At 68.4% G+C, this 12,516-nt stretch carries 9 protein-coding genes; 6 read left to right on the top strand and 3 right to left on the bottom strand.

Annotation, left to right across the window (positions count from 1 at the left end; genetic code table 11):
* The 3 genes from FFS27_RS18500 to FFS27_RS18510 form a co-directional block, all read right to left on the bottom strand.
* Positions 1-1,034: DUF1835 domain-containing protein (locus tag FFS27_RS18500; RefSeq protein WP_137952135.1), on the bottom strand; the 1,034-nt coding region annotated here is incomplete at its 3' end.
* A 156-nt stretch (positions 1,035-1,190) separates the two neighbouring features.
* Positions 1,191-1,640: a DMT family transporter gene (locus FFS27_RS18505; protein ID WP_003095321.1), complete on the bottom strand. Its 450-nt coding sequence runs from the start codon at positions 1,638-1,640 to the stop codon at positions 1,191-1,193.
* Between the two features lie 208 nt (positions 1,641-1,848).
* Positions 1,849-3,894, bottom strand: coding sequence for an NADPH-dependent 2,4-dienoyl-CoA reductase (locus FFS27_RS18510; RefSeq protein WP_023101610.1), 2,046 nt, complete (start codon positions 3,892-3,894; stop codon positions 1,849-1,851).
* Between the two features lie 359 nt (positions 3,895-4,253).
* Between FFS27_RS18510 and lipC the strand changes: the two genes are divergently transcribed.
* The 6 genes from lipC to selA form a co-directional block, all read left to right on the top strand.
* Positions 4,254-5,183: a lipase LipC gene (lipC, locus tag FFS27_RS18515; RefSeq protein ID WP_003095318.1), complete on the top strand. Its 930-nt coding sequence runs from the start codon at positions 4,254-4,256 to the stop codon at positions 5,181-5,183.
* Between the two features lie 307 nt (positions 5,184-5,490).
* Positions 5,491-8,571, top strand: a complete 3,081-nt coding sequence (fdnG, locus tag FFS27_RS18520; RefSeq protein ID WP_010895684.1) for a formate dehydrogenase-N subunit alpha — start codon at positions 5,491-5,493, stop codon at positions 8,569-8,571.
* An 8-nt stretch (positions 8,572-8,579) separates the two neighbouring features.
* A complete protein-coding gene (fdxH, locus tag FFS27_RS18525; RefSeq protein ID WP_021263671.1) occupies positions 8,580-9,509 on the top strand; it encodes a formate dehydrogenase subunit beta in 930 nt (309 codons plus the stop codon).
* A 71-nt stretch (positions 9,510-9,580) separates the two neighbouring features.
* Entirely contained in the window at positions 9,581-10,207 is a 627-nt protein-coding gene (locus tag FFS27_RS18530; RefSeq protein ID WP_003095316.1) for a formate dehydrogenase subunit gamma, read from the top strand.
* Positions 10,208-10,339: 132 nt separating this feature from the next.
* Complete coding sequence (gene fdhE, locus FFS27_RS18535; protein WP_023092653.1) at positions 10,340-11,269, top strand: formate dehydrogenase accessory protein FdhE; 930 nt, start codon at positions 10,340-10,342, stop codon at positions 11,267-11,269.
* A 78-nt stretch (positions 11,270-11,347) separates the two neighbouring features.
* Positions 11,348-12,516: L-seryl-tRNA(Sec) selenium transferase (selA, locus tag FFS27_RS18540; protein WP_116804505.1), on the top strand; the 1,169-nt coding region annotated here is incomplete at its 3' end.

Consider the following 12,516-nt stretch of genomic DNA (forward strand, 5'->3'; position numbering starts at 1 on the left):
GTGCGCAGCAGCGCACCGGGCTCTTCCAGCAGCGCGCGGAGCAGGACGCGGAACATCAGGTCGCCGAGATAGGGCAGCGGCTCGCGCCGTGCGGTCAGCTCGGCGAAGACCTGGCCGGCGCTCGGCCGCTCGCCGTCGCGGACGATCTCCAGGGTCAGCCGTTCGCTCAGCGACAGGCCGTCGCGCAGGGCCGGCAGTTCATGCAGTTGCCGATGCAGCGCCGGCCCCAGCAACGGTAGCTCCGGGGTTGGCGCGGCGGCCAGTTGCGCCCAGCGCAGTGGCGCCGGATCGCGGTAGGCGTCCCAGGCCGCGCGGGCCAGCGCCAGGGCTTCGGCGTCCAGCGGGCGACGCCGAGTCCATAGCCAGGCGAGCAGCTCAGGCGCCAGTTGGCCGATGCCGACGAAGCGCTCGACGCCTGGCACGCGGTCGATCTCGATCAGTTCCAGATGCTCCGGCGGCGTCTGCATTCCTGCCAGCACCCGGACCAGGAACAACTGGTCGTAGGCATCCGCCTCGCACCAGAGCGCCACCCGCGAGTATTCGCCGAGCCGCTCGAGCCCGGCGTATTCCTGGCGCTGGCGGGCCTGGGCGTCGGCCGGGTCGAGGTCGAAGGCGCGGCTCAGGTAGTCGCTGCGCAGGGCGAGGAACTCGGGCAACGGCAGGTTCGGCACCGGTCCCATGGTCAGCGGGTCGGCGAACATCCGGAAGTCGCCGCGAAAGCCGGCGAGCTTCAGGCCGTGGGCGATGTCGTTGCCGCAGCGCAGGTGCAGGGTCGCGGCCTCATCGCCGCCGACCAGATCGGGGTGGCGGCTGGCGAAGGCGATGGCGTCGACATGCGCCTTGAGTCGCGGCCAACTGGCGAAGCCCAGCTCGCGCGCCACCTGCCACTGGGCGTCGGCCAGGCGCGGCTCCTGCCCCGGAAGCCCTGTACGGCTGGCCGGGTCGCGGCGCCACTGGCGCAACAGCACCTTGGCGCGCTTGCGTTGCTGTTCGAGATTGATCCGGCCGTCGCCGAGAGTGCGGGAAAAGGACATACGATCTCCTCTGCAGCCTTGTCCGCCAGCAGGCCTGGAGTCGCATGCGCGATGCGTGGGGTGGATCGCCTGGGCGCTGCCCTTTCCGCGGACGGGAGGCGTGGAGAACGCCGAGGCCGACTATAGGCCGGCCGACGCGTCCGCGGCAAGACGCACTCAGCCCTTGCGGATCATCCAGATGCCGGCGCCGATCAGTGCCAACCCGCCCAGCTTCAGCGCGCTGATCGGTGCCTCGCGGAAGCCGGCCCAACCGAAGTGGTCGAGGCTCATGGCCATGCCCAACTGGCCGGCGAGCACCAGCACCATGAACATCAGCGCGCCGATGCGCGGTGCGGCGAAGGCGGCGATGAAGATGAAGAACATGCCGAGGAAACCGCCGCACCAGTGCCACCAGCTCAGCCCGCGCAATGCCGCCAGGCCGGGAAACTCGCGCTGCGAGAGGGTCAGGGCGAGCAACCCGAGGGTGCCGACGAAGAACGAGATCAGTGCCGCGGCGAGGACGCTGGACACCTGCTTGGCCAACTGGCCGTTGATCCCCGCCTGCAGCGGCAGGCAGGCGCCGGCGAGCAGGGGCAGGACGAACAGCCACCAGGGGGGAGTGGGCATGCAAGACTCCTGGAACGATGACGGCGAGCGCGCCCCGCGCATGGCGAGGGACGGGCCGGAGTGGTACGGGGAGTCGCACAGTATGCACCAGGCGGGGGCGGAGGAGGAAAACGCGAGGCCCCATCGCTCGCCCTCGGATTCCGCCCGGCGGGTAATCGCGAGCGGTTGTTCGCCCTACGGCCGCCATGCCGCCAGCGGCGTTGTCCCCCTACAAGCGTGCCGCCAGCATGGCCCCCTCGCGAATCGCCCGCTTGGCATCCAGTTCCCCCGCCACTCGCGCCCCGCCGATCAGGTGGAAGCGCAGGCTTTCCGCCGCCTGGCTGATCTGCAACTCGCGCAGCGGCTCCTGGCCGGCGCAGATCACCACGTTGTCCACCTCCAGCCAGCGTTCCTCGCCGTCGACGCGGATCAACAAGCCGCGTTCGTCGATCTTCAGGTACTCCACCCCGCCGAGCATGCGCACGGCGTTGTGCCTGAGGTGCGCGCGGTGCACCCAGCCGCTGGTCTTGCCGAGCTGCGCGCCGGGGGCGCCGGGCTTGCGCTGGAGCAGCCAGACCTGGCGCGCCGGCTGCGTCGGAGCGGGTTCGCGGAGGCCGCCGGGCTGGCTGTTGTCGAGGTCCACGCCCCATTCCGCGAGCCATTCGCCGAGCGCCCGCGGCTGGCCGTCGCTGGGCGCGGCGACGAGGAAGGCGGCGACGTCGAAGCCGATGCCGCCGGCGCCGACGATGGCGACCCGCGCGCCCACCGGCGCGCCGCGCAGCACGTCCACGTAGCTGAGTACGGTCGGTCCGCCGATGCCGTCGATCCTTGGCCGGCGTGGCTGGATGCCGGTGGCCACCACCACGTCGTCGAACTGACCGTCCAGCTCGCCCTGGCGCACCCGGTGGCCGAGGCGCAGGTCGACGCCGAGGCGTTCCAGGCGCACGCGGAAGTAGCGCAGGGTTTCGCGGAACTCTTCCTTGCCGGGAATCCGCTTGGCCAGGTTGAACTGCCCGCCGATTTCCCCGCTCGCCTCGAACAGGCTGACCCGATGCCCGCGCTCGGCGGCCACGCAGGCGGCGGAGAGCCCGGCGGGGCCGGCGCCGATCACCGCGATGCGCTTCTGCGTGCGCGCCTTGCGGTAGCGCAACTCGGTCTCGAAGGCCGCCCGCGGGTTGACCAGGCAGGTGGCGCGGCGGTTGGCGAAGGCATGATCGAGGCAGGCCTGGTTGCAGGCGATGCAGGTGTTGATCTCCTCGGCCCGGCCGGCACCGGCCTTGGCCACGAACTGCGGGTCGGCCAGCAACGGCCGGGCCATCGATACCAGGTCGGCCTTGCCGGCGGCGAGCAGGGATTCGGCGACCTCCGGGGTGTTGATCCGGTTGCTGGCGATCACCAGCACCTTCAGTTCGTGGCGCAGCCGTGCGCTGACCTCGGCGAAGGCCGCGCGCGGCACCGAGGTGACGATGGTCGGCACGCGCGACTCGTGCCAGCCGATGCCGGTGTTGAGCAGGGTGATGCCGGCTTCCTCCAGGGCCAGGGCGATGCGCCGTACTTCGTCCCAGGTATTGCCGCCCTCGACCAGGTCGAGCAGCGACAGGCGATAGCAGAGGATGAAGCGTTCGCCGACGATCCGCCGGATGCCGCGGACGATCTCCAGCGCCAGGCGCATGCGGTTTTCCAGCGGGCCGCCCCACTGGTCGTCGCGGCGGTTGGTGCGCGGGCAGAGGAACTGGTTGAGCAGGTAGCCTTCGCTGCCCATCACTTCCACGCCGTCGTAGGCGGCGGCCTTGGCCAGCCGCGCGCAACGGACGAAGGCGCGGATGGTCTTGCGGATGCCACGCTCGGAGAGTTCGCGCGGGGTGAACCAACTGATCGGCGACTTCAACGGCGAGGCGGACACCGCCATCGGGTGGTAGCCATAGCGCCCGGCGTGGAGGATCTGCAGCAGGATCTTGCCGCCCTCGGCATGCACCGCCTGGGTCAGGCGACGATGGGCGGGCACCTCCAGGGCGCTGGTGAGGCTGCTGCCGAAGGGCAGCAGCCAACCTTCGCGGCAGGGCGCGAAGCCGCCGGTGACGATCAGCCCGACGCCGCCCCGGGCGCGCTCGCGGTAGTAGGCAGCGAGCTTGCCGAAGTCCCACAGGCGATCCTCCAGCCCGGTGTGCATCGAACCCATCACCACGCGGTTGCGCAGACGGGTGAAGCCCAGGTCCAGCGGGGCCAGCAGGTGCGGATAGGGAGCGGCGGCGAGCGGCGGGTAGGGGTTGCGCATGGCGCGGTTCCGGTAGCCAGGGACGCTTCACCATAGGAAGTTGCGCCGCCGCCGAATGCGGCCCGCTTGCCGGAACCGCCAGGCATTTCGGTCAAGCCGGCGGACTGGCTGATCGGATAGGTGCTCGCTGCGCTGCACCGCTGTGGCCCCGGGTGACAGGCGTCGAAAGCTCTCCGACAGCACTTGCGGCGCGGCGGGCGGAATGGGAACGGCGGCGCTGTTACCCGGGGTAATGGCGTGCGCCGGGAGCCCAACTTAAGCACGGCTCGACGCCTTTGGCGGCGCTGTCAGGCTGGGGTTCCGGCCCGCCCAGCACGTGCCTTGCCAACTGCCTGTCCAATCCGAACGGAGTCTCGACGATGAACAAGAACAAGACGTTCCTCGCGGCGGCGCTGGTAGCGCTGGCCGCCAGCCTTCCCGTGCACGCTGCGACCGACTACACCCGCACGCGCTATCCCATCGTGCTGTCCCACGGTCTGTTCGGCTTCAAGAGCGTCGGCCCGGTGGACTACTGGCACGCTATCGTGCCGGCCCTGGAGAAGGACGGCGCGAAGGTCTTCGCCACCTCGCAGTCGCCGGTGAACAGCAACGAGGTGCGCGGCGAACAGCTACTGGCGCAGGTGGAGGAAGTCCTGGCCCTGACCGGCGCGGAGAAAGTCAACCTGATCGGCCACAGCCAGGGCGGCATGACCGTGCGCTACGTCGCCGGGGTGGCGCCGCAACTGGTGGCCTCGGTCACCACCATGGGCACGCCGCACAAGGGCACGCCGGTAGCCGACGCGGTGACCGGCTTCAGCGAGTTCCTCGGGCCGATCGGCACCGAGGTGATCGCCTCGGCGGTGGAGGCGCTGTTCTCGGTGGTCGACATCGTCGACGGCGGCGAGTGGGTCAAGGGCGACGCGCTGGCTGCCCTGAACAGTCTCAACACTCCCGGCACCGCGCGGTTCAACCAGCGCTTCCCGCAGGCGATCCCGGCCAGCGCCTGTGGCCAGGGCGCGGAGACGGTAGCCGGGGTGCGCTACTACTCGATGAGCGGCACCGGCTCCCTGACCAATGCGCTCGACCCGAGCTCCGCCGGCCTGGCGGTGACCGGGCTGCTGTTCGGCGAGGCCAACGACGGTCTGGTCGGCCAATGCTCCAGCCACCTGGGCAGCGTGGTGAAGGACAACTACCGGATGGACCATCTGGACGAAGTCAACCAGTTGCTCGGCCTGGTCAGCCTGTTCGAGAGCGACCCGACCCAGGTCTATCGGCAGCATGCCAATCGCCTCAGGAACGTCGGACTCTGATCCGCTCGCCGGGTCGCCGCAGCCCTAGGCGACCCGGCATTAGTCTTTGGTCTAATGGCACCTGGATATCACCTCCTGTTCGCGCGCCTCGCGGCGTTCGGACCTGTCCCGATTCCGCGCACCTTGCTGGACAAGGTTTGCGCCGCCGTGTAATGACTCCGGTCAAGGCAGAAAAACCCAGCGTTCGTGTAGGGTTCGCTGCCCCGTAGCCATGCCCGGCTGGCGTACCTCGCCAGGCTGGCTATCTTTTAACCAGAGACATCCGGCCATGTCCCGGGTGTCCTTTGCCTGATGCAGGAGATGCACGATGGATATGAACCGTCGGCAATTCTTCAAGGTCTGCGGTATAGGCCTTGGAGGATCGAGCCTTGCGGCGCTCGGGATGGCCCCCACGGAGGCCTTCGCCGACCAGGTCCGCCACTTCAAGCTGGCGCACACGGTCGAGACCCGCAACACCTGTACCTACTGTTCGGTCGGTTGCGGCCTGATCATGTACAGCCAGGGCGACGGCGCCAAGAACGTCGCGCAGAACATCATCCATATCGAGGGCGACGCCGACCATCCGGTCAACCGCGGCACCCTCTGCCCGAAAGGCGCCGGCCTGCTGGACTACATCCACAGCCCGAACCGCCTGAAGTATCCGGAAGTGCGCGAGGCCGGCTCCAGCGAGTGGAAGCGCATCGAGTGGGACGAAGCCCTCGAGCGCATCGCCAAGCTGATGAAGGAAGACCGCGACGCCAACTTCGTCGAGAAGAACGAGCAGGGCCAGACCGTCAACCGCTGGTTGACCACCGGCTTCCTCGCCGCGTCCGCCTCGTCCAACGAGGCCGGCTACATCACCCACAAGGTGATGCGCTCCCTCGGCATCCTGGGATTCGACAACCAGGCGCGTGTCTGACACGGCCCGACGGTGGCAAGTCTTGCCCCGACGTTTGGCCGTGGAGCCATGACCAACCACTGGACCGACATCAAGAATGCCGATCTGGTGCTGATCATGGGCGGCAACGCCGCCGAAGCCCACCCGTGCGGATTCAAATGGGTCACCGAAGCCAAGGCGCACAACAAGGCGCGGCTGCTGGTGGTCGATCCGCGTTTCACCCGTTCCGCCTCGGTCGCCGACTACTACGCGCCGATCCGGACCGGCACCGACATCGCCTTCCTCGGCGGCCTGATCAACTACCTGCTGGAAAACGACAAGATCCAGCACGAATACGTGCGCAACTACACCGATGTCTCGTTCATCGTGAAGGAAGGCTTCAGCTTCGAGGACGGCCTGTTCAACGGCTACGACGCCGAGAAGCGGACCTACCCGGACAAGTCCTCCTGGGGCTACGAGATCGGTGAGGACGGCTATGCCAAGGTCGACCCGACCCTGACCCACCCGCGCTGCGTGTTCAACCTGCTCAAGCAGCACTACAGCCGCTACACCCCGGACGTGGTGAGCAACATCTGCGGTACGCCGAAGGACATGATGCTCAAGGTCTGGGCGGAAATCGCCGAGACCTCCAAGCCGGGCAAGGTCATGACCATCATGTACGCCCTGGGCTGGACCCAGCACTCGGTAGGCGCGCAGATGATCCGCACCGGCGCGATGGTCCAGCTGCTGCTGGGCAACATCGGCATGCCCGGCGGCGGCATGAACGCCCTGCGCGGCCACTCCAACATCCAGGGCCTGACCGACCTCGGCCTGCTGTCCAACTCGCTGCCGGGCTACCTGACCCTGGCGATGGACGCCGAGCAGGACTACGACGCCTACATCGCCAAGCGCACGGCCAAGCCGCTGCGCCCGGGACAGCTGTCCTACTGGCAGAACTACGGCAAGTTCCACGTCAGCCTGATGAAGGCCTGGTTCGGCAAGTCGGCGACCAAGGAAAACAACTGGTGCTACGACTGGCTGCCCAAGCTCGACATGCCGGGCGCCGGCTACGACGTGCTGCGCTACTTCGACATGATGTACCAGGGCAAGGTCAACGGTTACTTCTGCCAGGGCTTCAACCCCATCGCCTCGTTCCCCAACAAGGCCAAGGTCGGCGCCGCGCTGGCGCGCCTGAAGTGGATGGTGGTGATGGACCCGCTGGTGACCGAGACCTCGGAGTTCTGGCGCAACGTCGGCGAGTACAACGACGTCGACACCGCCAGCATCAAGACCACGGTGTTCCGCCTGCCCACCTCCTGCTTCGCCGAGGAAGACGGCTCGATCGTCAACAGCGGCCGCTGGTTGCAGTGGCACTGGAAGGGCGCCGAGCCGCCGGGCCAGGCGCGTCCGGACATCGCCATCATGGCCGGGCTGTTCCACCGCCTGCGCGAGATGTACCGCAAGGACGGCGGGGCCTTCCCCGACCCGATCCTCGGCCTCGACTGGTCCTACCTCAAGCCCGACGAACCGGGCCCGGACGAACTGGCCCGGGAGTTCAACGGCAAGGCCCTGAGCGACCTGGTCGACCCGGCCAACGGCATGATCCTGGCCAAGGCCGGCGAGCAGTTGCCGGGCTTCGCCCTGCTGCGCGACGACGGCAGCACGGCGAGCGGCTGCTGGATCTTCGCCGGCTCCTGGACCCAGCAGGGCAACCAGATGGGCCGCCGCGACAACAGCGACCCCTACGGCATGGGCCAGACCCTCGGCTGGGCCTGGGCCTGGCCGGCGAACCGGCGGATTCTCTACAACCGCGCCTCGGCCGACGTCAGCGGCAAGCCGTGGGACCCGGAGAAAAAGCGCCTGGTGTGGTGGAACGGCAAGTCCTGGGGCGGCACCGACGTGCCCGACTACAAGGCCGACGTACCGCCGGAAGCCGGGATGAACCCGTTCATCATGAACCCCGAAGGGGTGGCCCGCCTGTTCGCCGTCGACAAGATGGCCGAAGGCCCGTTCCCCGAGCACTACGAGCCGTTCGAAACGCCGATCGGGGTGAACCCCTTGCACCGCGACAACCGCAAGGCGATCAGCAACCCGGCGGCACGGGTGTTCAAGAACGACATGGAACTGTTCGGCACGGCCGACGAGTTCCCCTACGCGGCGACCACCTACCGGCTCACCGAGCACTTCCACTACTGGACCAAGCACTGCCGGCTGAATGCGATCACCCAGCCCGAGCAGTTCGTCGAGATCGGCGAGGCGCTGGCCAAGGAGCTGGGCATCAATGCCGGCGACAAGGTCAAGGTCTCCTCCAACCGCGGCTACATCAAGGCGGTGGCGGTGGTGACCAAGCGCATCCGCCCGCTGCAGGTGGATGGCAAGACCGTGCACCACGTCGGCATCCCGATCCACTGGGGCTTCGCCGGCATGGCGCGCAACGGCTTCCTGGCCAACACCCTGACCCCCTTCGTGGGCGACGGGAATACCCAGACGCCGGAGTTCAAGTCGTTCCTGGTCAACGTGGAAAAGGCGTGAGGTGAAACATGAGTAGTCAGGACATCCACGCCCGCTCCGCGACCACCACGCCGATGCCCTCGGTGCGGAACCAGGAGGAAGTGGCGAAACTGATCGACGTGTCCAAGTGCATCGGTTGCAAGGCCTGCCAGGTCGCCTGCTCGGAATGGAACGAGCTGCGCGACGAGGTCGGCCACAACCACGGCACCTACGACAACCCCATGGACCTGACGGCCGACTCGTGGACGGTGATGCGTTTCACCGAGTACGAGAACGAGGCCGGCAACCTCGAGTGGCTGATCCGCAAGGACGGCTGCATGCACTGCGCCGAGCCGGGCTGCCTGAAGGCCTGCCCGAGCCCGGGGGCGATCGTGAAATACGCCAACGGCATCGTCGACTTCAACCAGGACAAGTGCATCGGTTGTGGCTATTGCATCACCGGTTGCCCGTTCGACATCCCACGGATCTCGCAGAAGGACCACAAGGCCTACAAGTGCAGCCTGTGTTCCGACCGCGTCTCGGTGGGCATGGAGCCGGCCTGCGTGAAGACCTGCCCGACCGGCGCCATCGTCTTCGGCAGCAAGGAGGACATGAAGGAACACGCCGCCGAACGCATCGTCGACCTGAAGAGCCGCGGTTACGAGAACGCCGGCCTGTACGACCCCGAAGGGGTGGGCGGCACCCACGTGATGTACGTGCTGCACCACGCCGACAAGCCGTCGCTCTATGCCGGCCTGGCCGAACAGCCGAGCGTCAGCCCGCTGGTCAGCCTGTGGAAGGGCGTGACCAAGCCGCTGGCGCTGCTGGCCATGGGCGCCACGGTGCTCGCCGGGTTCTTCCACTACGTGCGCGTCGGTCCCAACCGCGCGGACGACGAGGAAGACCACGGGCAAGCCGAGGCACCGGTGCACCAGGTCGATCCGTCGGTACACACCTTTGACCCGCACGAGCGTCGTTGAGCCTGCGCGCGGGCGTTGCCGCCGGTCCTCCGCGACCCGGCGGCAGCGGCGGCGCTCTCGAGGAGTCGGAAATGAAAAATGAAATCCAGCGCTACAACGCCAACGAGCGCAGCAACCACTGGGCCGTGGCGATCCTGTTCTTCATGGCCGGGCTGTCCGGGCTGGCGCTGTTCCACCCGGCGCTGTTCTGGCTGACCAACCTGTTCGGCGGCGGTCCCTGGACGCGTATCCTGCACCCCTTCCTGGGGCTGGCGATGTTCGTCTTCTTCCTCGGCCTGGTGGTGCGCTTCGCTCACCACAACCGGGTGCAGAAGAGCGATATCCAGTGGCTCAAGCAGTGGCGCGACGTGGTCAGCAACCGCGAGGAGAACCTCCCGGAAGTCGGCCGCTACAACGCCGGGCAGAAGCTGCTGTTCTGGGTGCTGCTGCTGAGCATGCTGACCCTGCTGGTCACCGGCATCGTGATCTGGCGCCAGTACTTCAGTGCCTGGTTCGGCATCGAGGCGATCCGCCTGTCGGCGCTCCTGCACGCTTTCGCCGCCTTCGTCCTGATCGCCAGCATCATCGTGCACATCTACGCCGGCATCTGGGTCAAGGGCTCGATGGGCGCGATGCTCTACGGCAAGGTCAGCCGCGCCTGGGCGCGCAAGCACCATAACGGCTGGCTGAAGGAAGTCGGCAAGGGCGAGGAGCACTGACTCGTATAGTGTCGCCATCGCCCGACCGGAGGCCCCAGCGATGGGGCCTTTGCATTCATTCCGCGCCCCTCCGGGCGCCCGATCGTTGCGGCGCGGCCCACCGGCCCGCCGGCGCAGACCCGAGGAGTTCCCGTGTCACGCACCATTCTTCAGCCGGGGCAGATCGAAGCCGCCGCCAACATTCCCCCGCACCTGCACCAGCCGTCGCGCGACCTGTTCGCCCTCCGCGGCGAGCGCCTGCTGCAACTGGCCGAGGGGCACCCGATGGGCGACTACCTGCGCCTGGTCGCCGGTCTCTGCCGGCTCCAGCAGGCGCTGCTGGACAACCCGCCGGCGCTGGCCCCGCTCGACCCCGAGCGCCTGCGCAAGAGCCGCGAGCACGGCATGCCGCCGCTGGCCTACGACCTGCTGGTGCGCGAAGGCGCCTGGCTGCCCTGGCTGGATGCCCTGCTCGCGGGCTACCCGGCACCGGCCAACGCCGCCGTCGGCGCGGCACTCGAACAATTGCGCGAAGCCGACGAAGGCCAGCGCAAGGCCTGGGCCATCGCCTTGCTCAGCGGTCAGTTCGACCTCCTGCCGGCGGCCCTGGTGCCGTTCCTCGGCGCCGCCCTGCAAGTAGCCTGGAGCCATTGGCTGCTGGGACTGGAGGAGGGCGCGGTGGTCGAGACCGAGAGCCGGACCTTGTGCCCCGCCTGCGGCTCGCCGCCGATGGCCGGGATGATCCGCCAGGGCGGCAAGGAAACCGGTCTGCGCTACCTGAGCTGCTCGCTGTGCGCCTGCGAATGGCACTACGTGCGAATCAAGTGCAGCCACTGCGAGGAAAGCAAGCACCTGACCTACCTGTCCCTGGAGCATGACGGGCAGCCGGCGGAAAAGGCCGTGCTGCGCGCCGAGACCTGCCCCAGTTGCCAGGGCTACCTGAAGCAGTTCTACCTGGAGTTCGACCGCCACGCCGATGCCCTTGCCGATGACCTGGCCAGCCTGGCGCTGGACATGCGCCTGGCCGAGGACGGCTACCTGCGGCGTTCGCCGAACCTGTTGCTGGCCCCCGGCGGCGAATAGCCGAAGACGCTGCGGGCATGCGCCGACGCGTCTATGATGGGCGTGTCGGTGACCCTACCCTGTGGATAAGGTTTCTCCATGAGTTCCGTTCGCTTGCCTTCGGTCGACCGCCTGCTGCGCAGCGCGGCGGCCGCTCCCCTGCACCAGCGCTACGGCCGCGAGGCGTTGCTGGCGACCCTCCGCGACCTGCTCGACGAACTGCGCGAGCCGGCCCGACGCGGTGCCCTCGCCGAGATCGAACTGAGCGAGGCAGTGCTCGCCGGGCGCGCCGGCGAACGCCTCGCCGCGCAGCATGCCAGCCGCGTACGGCGGGTGTTCAACCTGACCGGCACGGTGTTGCATACCAACCTCGGCCGCGCCCTGCTGCCGGACGAAGCCATCGAGGCGATCACCCTGGCCGCGCGCTACCCGCTGAACCTGGAGTTCGACCTGGCCAGCGGCAAGCGCGGCGACCGCGACGACCTGATCGCCGGGCTGATCCGCGAACTCACCGGCGCCGAGGCGGTCACCGTGGTCAACAACAACGCGGCGGCGGTGCTGCTGGCGCTGAACAGCCTGGGGGCGCGCAAGGAAGGGATCATCTCGCGCGGCGAGCTGATCGAGATCGGCGGCGCCTTCCGCATTCCCGACATCATGGCCCGCGCCGGCGTGCGCTTGCATGAGGTGGGCACCACCAACCGCACCCACGCCAGGGACTACGAAGCCGCCATCGGCCCGCGCAGCGGCCTGCTGATGCGCGTGCATACCAGCAACTACAGCGTCCAGGGCTTCACCGCCAGCGTGCCCACCGCGCAACTGGCGTCCATCGCCCATGGCCACGGCCTGCCGCTGCTGGAAGACCTCGGCAGCGGCACCCTGGTGGACCTGACCCGCTGGGGCTTGCCCAAGGAACCGACGGTGCAGGAAGCCCTGGCCGACGGCGCCGACATCGTTACCTTCAGCGGCGACAAATTGCTCGGCGGGCCCCAGGCCGGGCTGATCCTCGGCAACCGAGAACTGATCGGGCGGATCAAGAAGAACCCGCTCAAGCGCGCCCTGCGCGTCGACAAGCTGACCCTCGCCGCCCTCGAGGCGGTGCTCGGCCTGTACCGCGATCCGGACCGCCTCGCCGAACGCCTGACCACCCTGCGCCTGCTCAGCCGCCCGGCGGCGGAGATCCGCGCCCAGGCCGAGCGCCTGGCGCCGGCGCTGGGCGAGGCACTCGGCGAGGGCTGGGAGGTCGCCGCGGTCGACGCCCTGGGCATGAT

This window comes from Pseudomonas sp. 2VD (genome assembly GCF_005503585.1).
Taxonomy (GTDB): Bacteria; Pseudomonadota; Gammaproteobacteria; order Pseudomonadales; family Pseudomonadaceae; genus Pseudomonas; species Pseudomonas aeruginosa.